Source organism: Streptomyces sp. NPDC007088 (assembly GCF_042869355.1).
In the GTDB taxonomy this organism is placed as follows: domain Bacteria; phylum Actinomycetota; class Actinomycetes; order Streptomycetales; family Streptomycetaceae; genus Streptomyces.
Map to the genome: position 1 here is coordinate 36,482 of NZ_JBIAFO010000026.1, position 16,788 is coordinate 53,269.

20 protein-coding genes are annotated in these 16,788 nt (G+C 71.5%); 8 read left to right on the top strand and 12 right to left on the bottom strand.

The window, feature by feature from the left end; genetic code table 11:
* Positions 1 to 163: 163 nt before the first annotated feature.
* Positions 164 to 1,606, bottom strand: coding sequence for an NF041680 family putative transposase (locus ACFYMP_RS28705; RefSeq protein WP_388863022.1), 1,443 nt, complete (start codon positions 1,604 to 1,606; stop codon positions 164 to 166).
* A 317-nt stretch (positions 1,607 to 1,923) separates the two neighbouring features.
* Here ACFYMP_RS28705 and ACFYMP_RS28710 point away from each other — a divergent pair, with 317 nt between their 5' ends.
* Positions 1,924 to 3,093 carry a pyridoxal-dependent decarboxylase gene (locus ACFYMP_RS28710; protein WP_388863024.1) on the top strand — a complete coding sequence of 390 codons (1,170 nt, stop codon included), beginning with the start codon at positions 1,924 to 1,926 and terminating at the stop codon, positions 3,091 to 3,093.
* Entirely contained in the window at positions 3,090 to 3,788 is a 699-nt protein-coding gene (locus ACFYMP_RS28715) for an NUDIX hydrolase (protein ID WP_388863026.1), read from the top strand. The genes ACFYMP_RS28710 and ACFYMP_RS28715 overlap by 4 nt, the downstream gene beginning before the upstream one ends.
* 470 nt (positions 3,789 to 4,258) lie before the next feature.
* On the opposite strand, the gene ACFYMP_RS28720 is transcribed toward ACFYMP_RS28715, so the two are convergent.
* Genes ACFYMP_RS28720 through ACFYMP_RS28730 form a run of 3 tightly spaced genes read right to left on the bottom strand, consistent with a single transcriptional unit; the run spans position 4,259 to position 6,179 of the window.
* A complete protein-coding gene (locus ACFYMP_RS28720) occupies positions 4,259 to 4,387 on the bottom strand; it encodes a hypothetical protein (protein ID WP_388863028.1) in 129 nt (42 codons plus the stop codon).
* Positions 4,384 to 4,590: a hypothetical protein gene (locus tag ACFYMP_RS28725; RefSeq protein ID WP_388863030.1), complete on the bottom strand. Its 207-nt coding sequence runs from the start codon at positions 4,588 to 4,590 to the stop codon at positions 4,384 to 4,386. The genes ACFYMP_RS28720 and ACFYMP_RS28725 overlap by 4 nt, the downstream gene beginning before the upstream one ends.
* Positions 4,591 to 4,595: 5 nt before the next feature.
* Positions 4,596 to 6,179, bottom strand: coding sequence for a hypothetical protein (locus ACFYMP_RS28730; protein WP_388863032.1), 1,584 nt, complete (start codon positions 6,177 to 6,179; stop codon positions 4,596 to 4,598).
* Positions 6,180 to 6,572: 393 nt separating this feature from the next.
* Here ACFYMP_RS28730 and ACFYMP_RS28735 point away from each other — a divergent pair, with 393 nt between their 5' ends.
* Complete coding sequence (locus tag ACFYMP_RS28735; protein ID WP_388863034.1) at positions 6,573 to 6,746, top strand: hypothetical protein; 174 nt, start codon at positions 6,573 to 6,575, stop codon at positions 6,744 to 6,746.
* Between the two features lie 335 nt (positions 6,747 to 7,081).
* On the opposite strand, the gene ACFYMP_RS28740 is transcribed toward ACFYMP_RS28735, so the two are convergent.
* The gene (locus tag ACFYMP_RS28740; protein WP_388863036.1) at positions 7,082 to 7,438 is read right to left on the bottom strand and encodes a hypothetical protein; all 357 of its coding nucleotides are present in this window, start codon (positions 7,436 to 7,438) and stop codon (positions 7,082 to 7,084) included.
* A 563-nt stretch (positions 7,439 to 8,001) separates the two neighbouring features.
* On the opposite strand from ACFYMP_RS28740, the gene ACFYMP_RS28745 reads away from it, so the two are divergent.
* The 4 genes from ACFYMP_RS28745 to ACFYMP_RS28760 all read left to right on the top strand — a co-directional run bounded on the left by ACFYMP_RS28745 (position 8,002) and on the right by ACFYMP_RS28760 (position 10,662).
* Positions 8,002 to 8,571, top strand: coding sequence for a hypothetical protein (locus ACFYMP_RS28745; protein WP_388863038.1), 570 nt, complete (start codon positions 8,002 to 8,004; stop codon positions 8,569 to 8,571).
* A gap of 348 nt (positions 8,572 to 8,919) precedes the next feature.
* The gene (locus ACFYMP_RS28750; RefSeq protein ID WP_388863040.1) at positions 8,920 to 9,750 is read left to right on the top strand and encodes a hypothetical protein; all 831 of its coding nucleotides are present in this window, start codon (positions 8,920 to 8,922) and stop codon (positions 9,748 to 9,750) included.
* Positions 9,747 to 10,169: a hypothetical protein gene (locus tag ACFYMP_RS28755; protein WP_388863042.1), complete on the top strand. Its 423-nt coding sequence runs from the start codon at positions 9,747 to 9,749 to the stop codon at positions 10,167 to 10,169. The genes ACFYMP_RS28750 and ACFYMP_RS28755 overlap by 4 nt, the downstream gene beginning before the upstream one ends.
* A 34-nt stretch (positions 10,170 to 10,203) precedes the next feature.
* Entirely contained in the window at positions 10,204 to 10,662 is a 459-nt protein-coding gene (locus ACFYMP_RS28760; protein ID WP_388863044.1) for a hypothetical protein, read from the top strand.
* 625 nt (positions 10,663 to 11,287) lie between these two features.
* Here ACFYMP_RS28760 and ACFYMP_RS28765 read toward each other — a convergent pair.
* The 7 genes from ACFYMP_RS28765 to ACFYMP_RS28795 form a co-directional block, all read right to left on the bottom strand.
* Positions 11,288 to 11,509, bottom strand: coding sequence for a hypothetical protein (locus ACFYMP_RS28765; RefSeq protein ID WP_388863046.1), 222 nt, complete (start codon positions 11,507 to 11,509; stop codon positions 11,288 to 11,290).
* Positions 11,510 to 11,718: 209 nt separating this feature from the next.
* A complete protein-coding gene (locus ACFYMP_RS28770) occupies positions 11,719 to 12,993 on the bottom strand; it encodes an integrase (RefSeq protein ID WP_388863048.1) in 1,275 nt (424 codons plus the stop codon).
* Positions 12,990 to 13,400, bottom strand: a complete 411-nt coding sequence (locus ACFYMP_RS28775; protein WP_388863050.1) for a hypothetical protein — start codon at positions 13,398 to 13,400, stop codon at positions 12,990 to 12,992. The genes ACFYMP_RS28770 and ACFYMP_RS28775 overlap by 4 nt, the downstream gene beginning before the upstream one ends.
* Entirely contained in the window at positions 13,397 to 13,681 is a 285-nt protein-coding gene (locus tag ACFYMP_RS28780; RefSeq protein WP_388863052.1) for a hypothetical protein, read from the bottom strand. Before ACFYMP_RS28780 ends, ACFYMP_RS28775 begins: the two co-directional genes overlap by 4 nt.
* A gap of 58 nt (positions 13,682 to 13,739) precedes the next feature.
* Positions 13,740 to 14,363 carry a hypothetical protein gene (locus ACFYMP_RS28785; RefSeq protein ID WP_388863054.1) on the bottom strand — a complete coding sequence of 208 codons (624 nt, stop codon included), beginning with the start codon at positions 14,361 to 14,363 and terminating at the stop codon, positions 13,740 to 13,742.
* Positions 14,364 to 14,365: 2 nt separating this feature from the next.
* On the bottom strand, positions 14,366 to 14,971 hold the full coding sequence (locus ACFYMP_RS28790) for a hypothetical protein (protein ID WP_388863056.1): 606 nt from the start codon (positions 14,969 to 14,971) through the stop codon (positions 14,366 to 14,368).
* Positions 14,968 to 15,513: a hypothetical protein gene (locus ACFYMP_RS28795; protein WP_388863058.1), complete on the bottom strand. Its 546-nt coding sequence runs from the start codon at positions 15,511 to 15,513 to the stop codon at positions 14,968 to 14,970. The genes ACFYMP_RS28790 and ACFYMP_RS28795 overlap by 4 nt, the downstream gene beginning before the upstream one ends.
* A gap of 643 nt (positions 15,514 to 16,156) precedes the next feature.
* On the opposite strand from ACFYMP_RS28795, the gene ACFYMP_RS28800 reads away from it, so the two are divergent.
* The gene (locus ACFYMP_RS28800; RefSeq protein ID WP_388863060.1) at positions 16,157 to 16,450 is read left to right on the top strand and encodes a hypothetical protein; all 294 of its coding nucleotides are present in this window, start codon (positions 16,157 to 16,159) and stop codon (positions 16,448 to 16,450) included.
* Positions 16,451 to 16,788 lie beyond the last annotated feature (338 nt).

The following is a 16,788-nucleotide window of genomic DNA, read 5'->3' on the forward strand; positions in this document are numbered from 1 at the left end:
TCAGCCATGCTCTCTGCCCACAGGGACGTGCCGAAGCATTGGGTATGTGTGACAGCAACTCAAATCTACCAAGAACACAAAGCAGAGGCCAGAAACCGTACGCTCTCCGTTCCTAAGAGGCGACGACTAGGGATTCCAGACAGACACTTAGCTTGTTCTTTATCTACCAGGTTCTTCCGGGCTTGCCGATGGCCTTGAGGTTCTCGGGGCGTTTGACGGTTTTGCCGACGTCGTAGCGGGGTGCCCGGTGTTTGTTCTTGGCCCCGGGTGGCCGTCCGGGCCCGGTGCCGCGGGGTTTGGGAACTCGGGTCGGGCAGGCGAGGTGTGCGCGGATGTTCCGGAACCCCCGGCGGACCCGGGCTGGGGTGAGCCGGTCGGGTGTGGTGGGTTTCTCCCAGGGCCGGCGGAGGTCGGTGGCGAGGGATCGGGCGAGCCGGAGCTGGGTGTGGGCGACGATCAGGATCCAGGTCCATCGGTCCGCCGCCTCGGGAGTGCGGAGTTTCGGACTGGTCCAGCCGAGGGTCTGCTTCGCGAAGCGGAAGGTGTGCTCCAGGTCGAATCTGCGGAGGAATGCCTGCCAGAAGCGGTCCACGTCCTCGGGGGTGGCGCCGGTCTTGGAGGACCATAACCACACGGGCGGGGCGTCCCGGTCCTTGGACAGGTGCTCGACCTTCAACCGGATCAACATGCCTTCGACCAATGGCAGTTCGCCGTCGTGGTCGAGCCAGGAGGAGCGGTGGGTGAGCCGGGGATGCACCCGGTCCCACGCCTGGGTCTCGGCCTTGCCGTAGTTGGTGGTGTCGGTGACGGTGGTGATTGCGGGCTCGGGCCAGGTCTCCGGCTTGGTGAAGCGGAACTCCGGGCCGTGCTTGGGCGGTCGGCCGTTGACGCCCGGCATCCGCGGTGGCTTCGGCAGGCGCATCACGCGGTCGGAGCGGACACGGCCGACCAGCTCGACGGGCAGGTCGCGCAGGACCCAGGCCAGGCGGGTGACGTCGTAGCCGGCATCGCTGACGATCACGATGTCCGGGTTCCCGGCCTGCCACTGGCCAGCGGTGATGAGCCGTTCAACGACTCCTCGGAGCTGGGCGGCGGTGACGGCGGTCGCGTCGTCCGCAGGGCCGAGCCGGACCGCGTCCAGGATCGCAGTCCAAGACGTGGCGCCCGGCTCCAGAGCGGCCACAAAGGAGTACGGCCAGCCAGGGATGAACTGCGACGCGGTCTTCGCCCGGCCGTAGACATGGCAGAACAGGCGCTCCGCCGAGCACGGCGCGTCCGACCGCAGCCACGGCGACACATCGACCGCCAGGACCAGGCGCCCGCTGTCGAAACGCGGCAGCGGCAGGCCGGCCAGCACCGTCCGCAGACGGCCAGTGTCGATCCGGCCGTGGTTCAGGCCGCCGTACATCGCTCCGTGCCCACGACGGTGCTCGGGCAGCAGCGTCAAGTCCACCGGGGACTTCACCGCACCGTCCGCACACAGCACCGCGTCCGCGAGCTCGAACAACTCATCGCGCCGAGCGGCCACGCACTCGTAGAACTCACCCCGGAAGCGTGACGCTTCCGCGAACGCTTCCCTCCGGGCAGCATCAGGCAGCAGACTCATCCTCACGGCCTTCGTCTTGATCGGTGCACCTTGGTCGGAGCACAGGATCAGACGAAGGCCGCCCCCACGTCCGGCGAACCCCCAGGTGAGGACTCAGTTCGAGACGCCGTTCGAGGCCAGAAGAAAAAGAACAAGCTTAGGAACAGCGTCGGACCTCCGCAAACGGCACCGTCCGCAGCGCGGGAGGCACAGTCCGGTTGTGCGGCGCATCGTCCCACCCGGCGGGGCGTTCCCGCGACGGGCGGCCAAAGGCGGCCTCGGATGCGCGTACATGGGGTGGTACCTGCCGCCCGAGTGACTCGCATGGAGCCGATGACGTGAGCCCCCGCCCTGCCCCGAATCCGCCCGACGAGGGTCTGGCCATCGGCTACCAGCCGTCCGAGCCCGAGGCCGACGTCTCCCATCTGGACCGGCTGTTGCCCACCCTGGTCCGGGGCGGCGAGCGCCCGTTCCTGAGTTTTCCCGACCACCTCTCCCATCAGGTGACCGCAGAACTCGCGCCGCTGCTGGCGCTGTTCGTCGACCACCGGCAGGGCTCCTACGCCGCCACCCCCTTCGATCACGGCGCCCGGGAGTACGAGGCGGCGGTGCTCCGGTACTTCGCCGCGCTCGCCGGCGCGCCGATCGAGGAGGTCGACGGCCATGTGGCGGCCTCGCCCCAGACCGCTCTCCTGCACGGTCTGGCCGTGGCCCGCCGCGGCCTGCCCGCCCCGTCCGTGTACGTCTCCGAGCAGGCTCACTACGACGTGGTGCCGGCCTGCGAACTGCCGGGGATGAACCACGTGGGTGTCCGGGCGCTGCCGGACGGCTCGATGGATCCCAACGACCTGCGCGTGCAGACGCGGCTGCGGCACGAGGCGGGCGCGCTCGTGGTGGCCACGTGCGGTACTCCCCTGCGCGGCGCCGTCGACGACGTGAGCGAGCTGAGCGCCGCGGCGGCGGCCGGACGCGTGCACGTTCATGTCGATGCCACCGCGGGCGCGCTGGTGGCCGCACACAGCACACCGGTTCCCGCGTGGTCCCTCGCGCACGGCGCGCACTCCGTCACCCTGTCCGGGCACCGCCTGCTGGGACTGCCCGTTCCGGCGGCGGTCTCCCTGGTACGCCGCGGGCAGCGGGCGCCCGTGCGGCCCGGGACAGCCCCCGATCGCCTGCTGGCCAGCTCGGGTAGCGGGCTGGCCGCGGTGCTGCTGTGGACGCGGCTGCGCTCCCTGGGGCGCGGCGGCGTGGCCGCCATGGTCGCCCGGTGCCAGGGCGTGGCGGCCTACGCCGTCGAGCAGTTCGGGCGCGCCGGAGCAGGGCCCGGGCGCTTTCCCGGATCGCTGTCCGTCACTTTCGACCGGCCGCCGAGCTGGGTGGTCGACAAGTGGCGCCTTGAGTGCTTCGGCGACCTGGCGCAGATCACCGCCACCGGGCCCGTCACGCACACGGCCGTCGATGAGCTGGCCGCCGACCTGTCCCTCGGCCGAGGGGGAGCGGCCGCGTGACTCCGGCCGTGCCGCTGCCCCGCCCGCTGCTCACCCTGCCCGCCGAAGTCGGTGATCTGATGGACCACACCCCCGAGTCCGCGTATGCGCATCTTCGAGACACTCACCCCCGGTGGTTCCTCAGCCCGCCTGGCGACGGCGCGATCGGCATCATGCGCTGGCCGATGGCCGAAGGGCGGGTCCTGCACCGTGACGAGGAGCGGATGGTGCTCAAGGACCCGGTGGTCCTGCCCGACGGCCGGCACGCCCGCCGTCTGAGACTGATTGGTGCGCGGCCGGAGCCGCCGGTGGCGGTGCTCCCGCTGCTTGACGGCGATGTCGTGCTCGTCGACCGTTTCCGGCATGCTGTCCGCACCTGGCAGTGGGAGATCCTGAGGGCCTCGGGAATCAGGGACGTCGCCGACACCGACAACGCGGCCCGGCAGCTGCACGACCAGCTCGGCACCGCGGCGACGGAACTGATCGGCCTGGGCGAGGTTCACCTCGACCCGGCGATCTTGGCCGAGGCGGTGTCGCTGTACGCCGCGCGTATCGGCGCGGTGGGTGACCCCGAGCACGGCAGCGGCATCCGCAGGGTGTGCACCGTCGCCTTCGCCGAGGCGGAGCAGATGGCCCTGGCCGGCGGGATCACCGACGCGGTGACCATCACCACGCTGTTCCGGGCCCGTCAGGCAGGTCTTCCCGGCGGGGTCTGACGGCGGCGCCCGAGCCCCCGGGGGGCCGTGGGTGTCTATCAGGTGTGGCCGTCGCCTGCGACGAGTCCCAGGGTGCGCAGGGCCTCTTTCCAGACCGGTTCGCCTGCGGGATATCCGGAGGACGGCGGACCGTCGATGAGGATCGGGATGTAGGCCTGCCCGCTGCCGCCCCACGTCTCGGCAGAGCGCAGCGCTGGGAGCCGACGTCGGTGAGGAGGATCCGGTCGTCGGCACGCTGGGCCAGGCGCAGAGCCGGTGCGAGCGGGACGCTGGTCTTGCCCCCGCACCGCAAGGTCCGCGCCGCGCGGCGGTTGGCGACGACGCGCACGGCCGGTTCCTCGGTGCTGGTCAGCTCGGGCGCGGCCCGTCTTGGATCGGCACTTCGAGCTCCAGGCAGCAGCGGATCCGGTCGGTATTACGGTACTGGCTCGCACCGGCACCCATGCCGGCCAGCCGCCGCCCCTATGCACCTACGGGAGCGTCGTGGGGTGCTCGTCCCGTCTGGCGCCCGGCCGCCGGTTCAGGCAGTCGGCCGTGACGACCAGCGGCATGAGCAGAACCACCGCCGCCAGGCCGACGAGGGCGGCCAGGCGGATCAACGCCCCAGCAGCCCGACGAGAACAGCAGCCAGCGGACCCGCTTGAGCCGGCAGCCACAGCGCGGCCAAGACGAGGCCATGTCCGGCGGCGAGGGCGCTCACGCACACCAGCGCGGCCATGGCAGCCATGGCCAGGTGGGGCAGTCCGCGGCGGATGAGCGGGGCGGCCGCGCGCAGCAGCAGGGAGATGGAGGCGCTCAGCAATCAGGTCACCGGTGGACTCCGGACGTACCGGGGTCGGCTTCCAGAGCCCGGGTGTGGGGCTCGTCCTGGGTGGCGGGCACCGCGGGGATCGGGTCGGCCGGCACAGCTGGGCGGGCCATGACCGGCTGCAGGCGGGCCAGGATGTGCCCCTCGTCGAAGGGGACTTCGGCCGCCGTGCTGTGCTCCAGCGCGGCACGCGTGCGGGACAGCAGGTCGGTCTCGGCGCCGCTGACGGTCCGCCGGTGAGCGGGGACCGACTGCTGGAGCTGGTAGTGGATCTGGCCGTCCAGCGCCTGAGTCGCGCGCTCCATCGTGCCGAAGGCCTCGATGACACGGCGCTGGGTCTGCGCGGCGGCGACCGGGGCGAGCGCCTCGGGCAGGTCACGTGGGGCCGGGGCGGGAAAGGCCAGGCGGCCGAGAGCGTCGTGCATGAGGTGCAGTTGCCCCTCCCGCGCGGCCAGGTAGGAGGTCTCGGCGTGCAGCAGTTCCGGGTCGGTGAAGTAGTCGGTGCCGTCCTCGGCCATGGCCGCGGCGCGCTGCGCGGTCAGGTCCTCGACGGCGTCCTGCGCGGTGGCCGAGTTCTGCCGCCAGGCGGCGGCCGGGCCGCTGGTGGCCAGGGGCCGGACCGGGGTCGGGAAGGCGTCCTGGAGCTGCTGCGCCTCCTGCTCGCGCCCCGCGTACGCGGCGGCGGTATAGGCGCGGACGGTCTCGCGGGCCTCGGCGAACTGCGCGGCGCGCGGCGCATCGAGGGCAGGGAGGGCGACACACAGGGGATAGCCGTCGGCGCCGCGCCGGTCGCGCAGGTAGTCGGTGAGGTCCGGCTCAAGGACAGCCCGCAACTGCTGTGCAGGCGCATCCCGCAGGAAGATCTGGTCGAGCAGCCAGTCGGCCATGTCGTTGAGCGCTGGCACGTCGGCGGACAGGGATTCCACGGCGTGCCAGTCCTCGATCAGCTCGGCACGGGGGCGGTAGGCGCGCTTCAGACGGTCGAGGAGTTCGATGATCTTCAACCCGGTGCCAGCCACCAAGTCCTCGGTAAACTCGTCCTGTTCGCCCGCACGCTCCAGGCTCAGGGCGAGGACGGAGGGCGGCGGGTAGCTGGCCAGGGTGCGCACGTGACAGGTCCAGGCCGCGGCCGCGGCGATCCACCCGAGTTCAAGGCCTTGCACCGCTTCCGCGTTGCGGCGGTAGAACCAGCTGGCCAGCAGGTCGGTGAGCCGGGCCTCGTCGCTGGCCGAGCCGCGCATCAGCTGGGCGGCCAGTTCGCCGGGGGTATGCTCGTGCAGGCCTCCGGGATCGCCGGGATCGCCGGGATCGCCGGTGATGATGGCCAGGTGCCGCACTCCGTCGTCCAGCTGGAGCCAACGGCGCAGGGTCTCCTGCCGCCCGCGGGTGACTTCCTGCAGCGTGATGCGCGCCAGATCGGCGCCCGCGCGGGCGATCCCGCTCTCCCCCACCCGCGGTGCCTCATCGGTCCAGGCAGCCGGCTGGCTCGCCCTGGCTACCCACGCCAGGGCGTACGCGTCCTCTCCCCGCTCGGCCAGCCAGGTACGGAACTCGTCGGAGAGGGGGGTGCGCTGCTCGCTCATCGAGGGGACCTGGACCTTCGCTCGGCGGTGGGGCGCCGCGCGGCCCGGGGCGGCGGCTGGCGGCAGCTTGCCCGGACCGAGGAGGGCCGCCGCCCCCGGCCGCCGTCCGGGTTCCGCCACACGGGAGGCGGCAGCCAAGCATCAGCAGCAGCGTCCCGTGGGACGGGACGGGCACAGTGAAAGGGGCCGATGCGGAACAGCCCGGGGACGGAGCGCGGGGATCCGGCGACGCAGGGGCCTGCGAGGACGGGCTGTGCCGGTCCGCCGCCGAGAACCGCCGTCCCGGGCTCTCCGACCCGGGCCGTTGCCTGTCCGGCTGATACTCGTTGGACGCAGGCGTGACGGTCCTTGCGCCCCCACCCCCTGCATGATGCGTCCGCTGCCGGTCCCTTCATGGCGGCCCTGAGGGAACCCGCCGAGCGTGATCCTCAGCAGGCGTCCCAGTTGATCGACGACCTGACCCTCCGGTTGATCACCGAACTGCCCGGGGCGACCGGGGCGTGGGAAAGGATCGAGCTGCGCGACTACGGACGAGCCCACACCCTGCTGGACGACCCGGAATTCTGATCAAGCAGGCGGCCCGAGTCCTCCCTGGGCCTTCCCGCGGCCGGGCTACGGGCGGAACGGGAGACGGTGGCGCAGGCCTTCGCTCCGCCGGACATGGGCCCGGTCGATCACCCCTTTGGCGCACCCGCGCAAGCGGAGCAACGAGGCGGTGCCGCTCTCCCGGCAGACGACGGCGTGTGGGACCGGGCGGTGCTGCGGTTCCGCCAAGGCCGCCCCACACACTGGAGTTAGTCCCGCGCCCCGGCCCCCGGTTCCGCAAACCTCAGCGTCCCCGCCCGGACCGTCGGCGGCGCGGCCGCTGCGATGCGCGGCGAGCGCTCCGTACCGGCGCCGCATCATCGGTCGCGGCCGGCGGGCGAGGAGAAGCCGCCCGCGACGCCCGACCGCGCGGGTGCCGGCACCTGCGCGGTCTTCGCGGCGGGCCGCTCGGTGGTGCGGGCCGGCCGGGCGGCGCGGGCCAGGACGGTGGCGTAGGGGATCAGCGGGGCGCAGCTCTCGCAGACCTCTTCGACGCTCCATACCCGGCGTACGGTCGGGTCGTCGCGCAGGATCATCACCACGGCGCCGGCGCAGTGCGCCTTGGCGTCGGGGTGGGCGCCACACCGCTGGGAGCCGCAGTGGCACCAGGCGTTCGGGCGGATGGTGGCCACCTTCGCGTGCGCCGCGGCGTGCTGCGCTGCGAAGGTCCGCATCCCGGCGAGGTCCTTGGAGCGGGGCGGCATTCGGCAGGCCTCGGTGCTGCAGGTGACCGTGACAGATCGGTCGCTGTGCCCGTGGAGTCGGACTGTCCAGGCCCGTCCGGGGACGCGCTCGGTGGAGGATTCGCTGTGCACGGTCGTCACGGCCGTCCGTTCTGGTTGCTCAGTTACTCGCTGGTGTCGCTCTACTATGTGCTACCCACCGGCGCGTTGGGCAGCATGTTGCGCCCTAAGGGCGGCACGGGTTCCAGGCGGTGAGTCGGCCACTTGGCCCGGCGTCCCACCAGGCGGCCGACTGCGCGGGACGGTCCACCGCACCCTTCCGTACGGAGGTCCGAGGCAACCTCGACTGGCCGGGAGGGGGTTGGGGAGAAGACGAGGCGTCCGAAGTCGGCGTCGCAAGGAACCGGTCGCACTGCCGCCCAAGAAGGGCACCGGCGGGCCGGGGCGGGTTCGCCGTGAGGGACCGCGCCGCGAACGGCGACGCGCCCTCAGCGACGTCACCGCGCCGTCGCGCAGTCAGTAGGCTGTGACGGCTCGGAGAGCATCCGCAGGCTGTGCGCGACGTGGTCGGGCAGGACGAGGCGGCCGGGCGGTGTGCCCATCCGGTCCCTGACTCCGACTCCCCGGCCGGAAGCGTCGAAGCGGGCGGCCACCTGGCGCAAGTTTTTAGAGCGCCTCGATCAGCTCGCCATATCCGGCAGCGTCTGGAGAGCCTCAAACTCGACCTGCGCACAGACAAGCAGCTCGCCCAGGACTGGGCGCGCGAGGTGCAGCGGCCTGAGCAGCGCCGGAAAGTCGCCGCCCGGCGCGGCGTGGAGGACGCCGGTCCGGTACTGGACGCCATCAGGGCGTTCGGAGAGCAGTACGGGCACACCGGCATCCCCGTCGGCGCGCGCACCGAGGACGGTGTGGAGTTCGGCCGTCATGCCGACTGGTGGCGGCGGCAGTACGCGAGAGGCACCCTCGACAAGAACCTGCGCCGGGGCCTGGAACGGCAGCCCGCGTGGACGTGGACACGGACTCCGCAGGCAGACAGCATCTCGTGCCCGGCGCCCGTGCCGATCCCCGCCGACACCACACAGATGCGGCGGCCGGGGTTGTGGCAGTTCCTGCCCTCCGAATGAGGATGGTGGCCCCGGCTCCCCCACGGCCGGGGCCACCGCCCTCAGTGAAATGCTGCCATGCCTACGGACTACCGCGAGCCTCTCCTCACCTGCGACAACTGCGGTGCGACTGCTCTCAGGCCGCGCGGGCCGGCGCCTTCCGGCCGGTTGGAGCGGGGTGGGGGACTCTTACGAGCGGCCCCTGCGGGTTCGTGCCGCACAGGTTCATTCATTCGTGCCGGCACTGCCCGGTGGTGTGCATGTGTGACGGACAGCTGACGTGGGGTCCACACAGCATCATCGGAACGAGATCAACTGGTTCGTAAAACTACTTTACATAGATTAAGTGAGTACGTAAAGTCTCTTTACATGAGGATCTACTTCGCCCCGGCTCCCGAATCCACGCCCACCCTGCGGTTCAGTGCGGCCGTCAACAAGATCTCCCACACGCTGAAGCCCGCCTACGACAAGTGGGGCACCAAGCTGCGCGTCTCCGCCCTGCGTACCGACCTCTCCGACAACGGCGTCAGCGCCGAGCGCTGGTATGACCTCGACTGGGTGATCCCCGCCTACTGCCGCCACGGCGGCAACGGCCTCTCCGTCAACCACAACGACACGTGCTCCGAGATCTCCCCGTACGCCGACACCGACATCGACGTCACCGGCTACCCGCCCCAGGACGCCGAGGGCCGCCCGATGTTCGGGCCCTATGGACACCACATCCTCAAGCCGAACGGCAAAATCGGCCCGCTGCGCGCCCCCCGCCGCCGCTCTGACGCGGAACTGCTTGCCGAACTGCCCACCGCCGAGGAGATGTACCAAGAGATGGGCGAGGAGAAGGCGACCCACTGGTACGGCACACGCGACCGGGCCCTGGACGCCCTGGAGACCGAAAGACGCCTCTCGGTCCGGCGCAACACACGGGCTGAGGTCTACGACTGGGACGAACTCGCCCACACGCTCGTCGACATGGCCAACACCCTCCAGCCCCCGAAGGTCACCCCCGCCCAGCGCGTCGAGATGGCCATCGCGCGCCGCGAGGCCGCGCTGGAGGAGGTCCACAACGCCGAGAAGTCGATCTACGGCCTCCTGAACAACGTGATCAAGCAGGACCCCAGCCAGCATGGCACCCAGCAGCAGTGGGCGCAGATCGCAAACGTCAGTCGCCCCACCCTCAACTCCTGGGCCAACAGGTGGTGAACACCCCCACCCGCCACGAAACCACGCCGCCGTTCGCGGTGAAGAAGTGGCAGACGTACGTCCCGTGCAGCACGCTGCACTGGCAACCTGCTAAGCCGTTCGTCGTGATGAGGGTGGTCGGTGACAAGGTCGAGGTGTACGACCCCACCGGCGGACACCGTATGGGCGGGCGCCGGTGGGTAGCGTTGCGCAACCTGCACGAGACCGACAGGACGAAAGCAGGAAAGCAGCGCAAGACCGGCTGGCGCCTGCACTGCGAACGGCTGCTCAGCAAGCACCAGGAGCTGTGCGGCACGTGCATGAACTGGCTCGACCCCCAGCACTTCGGCGTACTCGCCTGGGGATTCGGGCATAACACTTGCACCTCTTGCCGAGCCGAGATCGAGGCAAGGTACGGAAAGCTGCCGACACGCCGTTAGCGGCCCCAGGACCTTCTGCGAAAAGGACCCCGTCATGAAGACCAAGATCACCGTCAGCAACCTCAGCCTCCTCCTCGATGCCCCCCACGAGGACCCCGTGCTGTACCTGGAACGCGACGAAGACACCGGCGAGATCACGGGCCTCGGCGTGTGGGCCGAGGCCCTCGTACCGAACGCCGACATCTTCCTCCGGCACGAGGAACTCGCTGACCAGCTGTCTGACAACCCCACGGGCGAGGTGCTCACCGGGGCACTGGATCACCTCGCGGAGGTATATCAGTTCGACCTCGACCGGATGCTGGGGGAGGAGCGATACAAGCCCCGGATCGCCCTGAGGAATTCCGCGAAGGGCACCTCGATGGCCATGTCCCGAAGCCGCGCTTCGACCGAGGAGGGAACGCCCGCTTCCGCCCCCGCGCCCCGAACGGAGCCGACCATCCACATTTCGAATTCGTCCGCGCGGCTACGCAGCTCCCTGGAGTCGGCCCCGTAGGAGGAATAGGCCAGGGCCGTGGCCTGCTGGACGATGCCGAACCGTACGGCCCTCACCCGCCGGACGGCGAAGACGGCCCAGTTCGCCATCGCGGCGGCGCAGCCGAGGTAGAGCAGTCCGGTCACGTACCAGAGAGCGGCCCGGTCGGTCACCGCCCACACGGCGGTTCCGAGCGCGGCACAGGAGCCCAGGGCCGCGAGGAGCGCCGGGCCCCAGGCCTCGAACGCGAAGCGACGGCGCAGCCGGGCGGCTTCCATCCAGACCGGGATGGTAGGGGGTGCCCTCAACGCTCTTGCTCATGGGGACGACGCTAGCGCACGGCACCGACAGCGCTGTCACCGCCGCCCCTGGGGCCGACCTCCGCCGAGGCCGCCCGACGAAGCCAGAACTGAGCACGAAGGCCTCGCGGGTACCCGGCAAGCATCGTGGCCGGAACCCGAGGGGATCCGGCCACGGGCAGGACTCGACCCCTGCCTCCGGACAGCCCGGGACTCGACTCCCGACCGCCGGACCGTTAGCGTACCAACGGACCCTGGTCAGCTGCCCGTTACGGCGCGTCCGGTGCGTCCCGGGTCCGGCTGTCAGGCGACGGACCGTGGTTTCCTTCGGCGCGGGGGATCACCGGTTACTGCGGGGGCTGCTGCGTCAGCGCCCGGGCCCGCACATCCGCGGCGGCGGCCTGGTCGAGATCGTCGTCCGATTCCTCGGTCCGCTCAGCGAACTCCCGGCAGTCGGGAGAGGTGCACAGGACCCTCATGAGGGCGAACAGTCCGCCGTGCAGCCCCTCCTCCGTCATCAGGTTCTCCGGGTGGGCGGCCTCCCGCACGGCGGGGCAGCCCTTCAGCATGCCCTCGATCTCGACGAGGTGCAGCGCCTCGGCCGTGAGACGGTCCCGGGTCAGGGACGATCCGGCCCGGCCGGGATACCCGCCGGTGCCTACGGTGTGTGCCGCTGCCGGCGTGCCGTCGGCCAGTGTGACGGCGGTCAGGCCACGAGGAGGTGTCCTTTCGGGCGGGCTGGGCGCTTTCGACGGGTGCGTGTCTTGCGCCGGGCACGTCAGGCCGCCAGGCCGAGGTCCGCGGTCGGGTTGTTGCTCCAGGTGCGTTTCCGGGGCCGGTAGGCGTCGAACGCCGCGGACCTGGGCGAATGCCGGGAGTGCACGGCGACCGCCTCGGCGGGGTTCCCGGCGTTCAGCATGGCCTCGATGCAGCCGCGGCGCATGGAGTGCCCGGTGATCCGGCGGACCGCCGCCCGCGCCGCTCGCCGGGCGGCGCGCCAGGCCTTCATGATGGCGTTGGACTCCTCGGCGGTGGCCGCCCGTCCGGCGGCCTCCTTCGCCTCCCGGGCAGCCAGGGCCTCGGCGGCCCGCTTTTCCGGGGTCGGAGTGGGAGTGAGCTTCGCCTTCTGGGCGGTGGTCTCGATGATGTCGTTGACGGTGTCGGCGGTGATCCCGCCGCGCCGCTTCTCGTCCTTGGTGTGGCGGCCGGCGGCCTTGGCGCCGATGTTGCCGTGCCGGTCGATGCGGCGCAGCAGCGGCCCCGGGGTGAGCTGCCCGTCGTCGGCCAGCACGTCCATCCACTCCCGCAGCGCGAACAGCGGGCACAGCTCCTGGTCGTCGGGGGCGAGGATGCGCACCTCCTGCCCGCGGGCCTGCTGGTCGGCCTTGGAGCGGCAAATCTTCACGATCAGCGCTGGGCGCCGGGTCTTCTTCCCGGTCCGCTTGTCGGTGACCGTGACCTCGGTGAGCTTTACGTCGTACAGGTTGAGGCGGGCCGGCTCGCTCGCGCGGCCGGCCATCCACCAGTCCAGCAGCAGCACCGCGGCGTCCCGCTTCCCGCGCACCGTCGTACGGTCCAGCTTGCGCACCATGCGCTGCAGCTCGTCGGGGTCGACGCCGTCGGCCTGGAGCGGTCCGGGCTCCACCAGCGGGACGTCGGCCTCCTCGCCGCGGCGCTGGGAGATGACCGCGAGGCAAAGCTTGATCTCCGCCTTGTCGAGCGCGCTGCGGTGCATGGAGCGCAGCATCCGCAGGGTGCCGAAGTGGGCGTCGAGCGTGGTGGCGGGGTGACCGGCGCCCGCGAGGTCGTCGAGGAAACACAGCACGGCGTTGGGCTCGTCGATCTCCCAGCCGTAGGTGTCGCACCACTTCTCGTACGCGTCCCAGCGCGACTGGCGGGCGCTGCGCGAGTTGCGCGGCACCGGGTCCTGCAGCCGACGGGCGGCGGAGGCGGTGACGCGGCCGCCGCCGGGCAGCTGCACGTCGGCCTCGGCGCGGGCGCGGCGGGCCACGGCCCGCGCGGGCGTCGGGGGGACGAGATCGGTCGACGTCACGGTCGCGGCTCCTGGTGCGGGACGGTCACGGTGGCGGGCGTGGGGCGGGGCGCGGGCGGCCGCTCCCAGGGGTGGTCGGAGAGCCGGCCCCCGGTGGCGACCGGCACGAAGCCGTGGCGGCGGAAGAAGTTCTCCAGGCGGGCCCGGTCGGCGCCGAACTCGTCGGTGGGCGTGCACGCCACGGTCAGGTTCCGGGCGTCGGCGGCCGCGCAGATCCGGGTCAGGACCCGGGCGGCGTGGCCGTGGCCGCGGACGGCGGCCGGGACGCGCAGTAGTTGCAGCTCCAGCACGCGATCGCCGGCTTCCAGGACCAGCCCGAGCAGGGCGCCGGGCGGCATCGACCGGCGCAGCTCGCGCTCCAGCTCCCCGGTCCAGCCGGTGGCCGCCTCGGGCCGGTGCGGGCTCATGCGAGGCTCCGCTCGGACGCGTTGAGGGAGGCGGCCTCCGCCGTGCAGACCTCGACGACCGGGCCGGTGAGCCGCCCCGCCTGCCAGGACTTGCGCAGTCCCGCGTCGAGGAGGTCGGCGCGGGTGGCGAGCAGCCGCAGCTCGCCCGTCAGGCAGCCGGCCATCGCGGTGTCCGGGGTGACCACGGTCAGCTTCCCGGCGCGGTCGGCGACGAGCACGGAGCGGTCGCGGCCCTCGTCGTCGACGAGCGGGGTCAGCGCCCGCAGGTGCTCCGGCGTCACGACGGCAGGCGTCCATGTCCTAGGCGGCGTCTCGTCGCCGGGCGGCAGCGGGGGGCGTTCACGCGGTGGTACCTCCGTCGTCGGTACGGGCGGGCGGCTGCCGCCGGGCCAGGTTCTCCAGCGGCGGGCGCGTCACGCGAACCCACGCGGGGATTCCGGCGTCGAGGCCGAGGGCCGTCACCTCGTCGACGAACGGGTTCACGGGCGGCGGCGTCCGCCGGGCGGGCGGCCGGTCGCTGTTCACCGCTCCCCCTGACCCGGTGCCGTCGCAGCTGCGTGAGGTTCCCGCCCGGCGGTAGGCGGCCAGGAGCCGTTCCAGGGCAGCGAAGTCGCCGTCGGTGAGCGGCCCGCCGTCATCACGCCGCCAGGTCACCTCGGTGCGCACGGTCGGGGCGGACGAAAACGGCGGAGCGGGGCGCTTACCGGCCTGGGCCTCGTCGGGCGTGACACCGTCGGACGCCATGTCCGGCCGACAGGCCCTGCACCAGCGCTGCCTCGGCTCGGAGAGGACGTCGGGTACCTCGCGCAGGCCGCCGGGCACGCTGATGCCCGGGTCGCCGCACGCGATGGGGTGGTAGTCGCAGTCTCCGTCGCACGCGGCGGGGTCGGCGGGCCGGTGCCAGATGGTCTCCACCGGCCCGAAGGGCCCCTCGCGGTGGATGTGTTCGGCGGTCGCGAGCATGCTCAGTCCTCCGGGCGGGTCGGTGCGGCAGCGGACGGGTGCGGCGCCAGGGCGGTGCTGGGCAGCCCGGTGGCCAGCACCTCGTTCAGCTGCGAGCGGATCGGGTCGTGGCCGTAGGTCAGCACGGCGTCGTCACCGCGCACCCGGCGGTGTTCGGCGCGGAAGTCATCGGCCAGCGGCAGGCCCCAGTACAGGGTGGCGTAGCCGTCCGGCAGTGCGGGGTCGGCGACCTGTCCGTCGGCGGTCAGGCACCAGGCGTGCTCGCCCACCCCGTGCGGGACGGGCCCGGCGGAGGAGGGAATGAGCGCGAACCCTTCGCAGTAGGTCCAGCCGGTCCGATCGGCGAGGGCATGCGCGGCGGCGAAGCACTCGCCCGGGCGCTGGGGTCCGCCGGGCCACGGGGCCGGTGCGTACAGGCGGCCGTGCGCGAGGATCAGGTCCGCGAAGGTCGGGTAAGCCCAGTGCCGGAAGCTGTCGGGCGCCAGCGGGCGGTAGAAGTCCAGGCCCGCCCGCAGCTGCCGCACCGTGCCCGCGCCGATCCCCTCCGGCGGCCGCGTGTGCGCGGCCGCCGGACCAGCCGGCATCGGGTAGTGAAAGGCATCCGTCAACGGGATCCCTCCCCGGCCCCGGGGGCTTCGACGTAGAACTCGACGTACGCCACGCCGTCGCGGGTCACGTCCCGTTCGCGGTACCAGGCGCCGTGGGCGTCCAGCCCCTGCCGCAGCAGGAAGGCGGCAGCCTGCTTGCCCCTACCCGGCGTCCCGAAGACGGCGGTGGTCTTCTCCACGCCGCCGCGCCGGTGGTTCCAGGCGGTGGCGCCGGGCTGCAGGTCGGGGTCGTAGGCCACGGGGTGGTGGCGGGCGGCGCGGGCCAGGGTGTCGATGAGGGCGTCGACGGTGACGCCGCGGCGTTCGGCCTCCTCGGTCAGCAGCCGCTCCGTCTCGGCGGCCTCCGGCTGCTCGGTCTGCGGGTCGAGGCCGAGGAGCAGCGAGCGTTGATAATCGCGGATGAGGGTCTCGGCGATCCTGTCGGTGTCCAGGCCCTGGCGCGCGGCCTCGGCCTCGGGGGTCCGCAGCAGCCGCCGGACTGTCTCCTCGAACGACGACACGGCGTTCTCGCCGCCCTCCCCCTGCGGAATCTCCTCGGTCATCCTGCTCCCCCGGTGCTCTCGGGCCGTCCTGCGAAGTCGTTGCGCGAGCCAGTTACCCGCGTAAGCATGTTGTCGTGTCCGCGCCGGTTTCCGAGTCCAGGTAAGGCTTATCGCCGATCAAGACTAAGCGCCCCACGCGCAATGCCCGCGTTCGAATGGGTTCGATTCTGTTGTGAGCGCGAGGATCGACGCCTCCCACCGCCGCGATCATGGGGCCATGGTAGTGACGACCCGGAAGGGCATCCTGTTGACGTGCTCCTCGACCCGGTCGGCGAGTACAGCGACTGGACCGCCGCCAACATGCCCACCGTAAACGAGAAGTGAGAACACAGCCATGAGCAGCATCCGCCTCGCCGGCCTGACCGCCAACTGGTCCGGCGTCGACAGCACCACTCCAGACACACCCTCGTCACCGGCCTCGACTCCGCAGGACATCTCCGTGTCTGCCTCTACCGAGGCGGCACTCCCAGCGACAGCGGATTCCGGGGCTCCCTCCTCATCCCCCCGGACGGTCACGACCAGCGGTTCCTGCCGACCCGGACCACGGCCTACGGGCCTGGCGGGGCATTCGTCACCAGCGTCGGCGATCACACTTCGATGCTCGCCCGGCTAGCCGACCGCACCACCGAGAAGTGAGGACACGGTGAGCGAGCCCAACTGGCCCCCGGCCTACATCGACCACGACGGTCAGTCGCACGCCTGGGATGACCCGTATCAGGATGACGACGGCGAGGTATTCGATCCGGGCTACAGCTACCGGGAATGGGCTTACGACATGGCTGAGGCCCATTCCGGAGGCGAAATCGAAACCTGGCTTGCCCGCCGAGGAATTGCGCACCGGGGCCTGGATCGACGAGGAGGAGAACCGCTGATGATGACGCCGCTCGGCAAGGTCGTCGGGTATCGGATGCCCGACCGCCTCGTACAGACCTTCTAGACCGCCATCAAGAACACCGAGAAGTGAGGACACCCGCATGGTACGCGTAGTACGCCGTGTACCACTCGACTTCGATTGGCCGCTCGAAAAGGTCTGGAAAGGCTTCGTCATGCCCGACCGACTGGACGAAACTCCCTGTCCGGACTGCGACGGCGGATACTCTGCACGCTACAAGCAGCTCGAAAACCGCTGGCAAAGGAGCCCTGCTTCCCGGCTCTGGTTCCGAGGCCGACGGCCGGGAGGGCTCCTTGCGCGGACACCTGCATGCCAGAAGTAGCACACGTTAAGAGCGTCCACAGGAGCGATCCTGCGGGGCTCGCCCCCAGTGCGGGGGAAGC